Here is an 808-nt window from a genome sequence, read left to right on the forward strand (position 1 = left end):
TAAGCATCTTTTCGGGAGCGGCGATGTTTAAAGACCTTATGACAGGTTTGCACCATATGCTGAGCGACAGCACCGGGATTGTCAGTAATAATTTGATATTTCTCTTGTGCTTCTTCGCCAAGAGTTTGGCCAATAAAATCGTCAATCATCTTGAAATAGGCTTCGCTTTCTTTTCCGGCGGCAAAGACTAAAGGGAAGGGGGTCTTAGCGTTTTTGGGGTGAAGTAGAATGCCCAAAATATAGAGAATTTCCTCTGCCGTACCAACACCGCCAGGAAATACGATAACCCCGTGACCACAGCGCACAAAGGCTTCCAGGCGTTTTTCGATGTCTGGGAGTATAACTAGTTCATTGACGATAGGGTTTGGAGACTCGGCTGCGATAATTCCTGGCTCTGTAATGCCTATATAGCGCCGCTCTTCAAAATGCTGTTTGGCGTGGCCTATTGTGGCACCTTTCATGGGCCCCTTCATTGCGCCGGGGCCACAGCCGGTAATAATGTTTGCTTCGCGAAGGCCTAGTTGGTAGCCCACCTCTTTGGTAAATTCATATTCGCATCGATTGATAGAGTGGCCACCCCAGCAGACTATAAGCGGTGCTTGGGCGCCTTTGCGCAGCAAGTTGGCATTTCTAAGAATATGAAAGACTGCATCAGTGATGCCCTTGGAGTGTTCAAAGTCAAAATGCTGAGGGTCAAGCAGTTGGTTTTGAACGTAGAGCACATCTCTTAATACTGAAAAAAGTTGTTCCCGAATACCGCGAATCATCTTGCCATCAACAAAGGCTGAGCCAGGCGCATTTTCAATCA

At 47.3% G+C, this 808-nt stretch carries 1 protein-coding gene; it reads right to left on the reverse strand.

Translation table 11 applies throughout. The annotated features are described in order from the left end of the window. Positions 1–808, reverse strand: an 808-nt coding sequence (ppnN, locus tag A3729_RS25545; RefSeq protein ID WP_156498139.1) for a nucleotide 5'-monophosphate nucleosidase PpnN, incomplete at both ends; no start/stop codon positions are given.

Source organism: Oleiphilus sp. HI0043, from assembly GCF_001634935.1.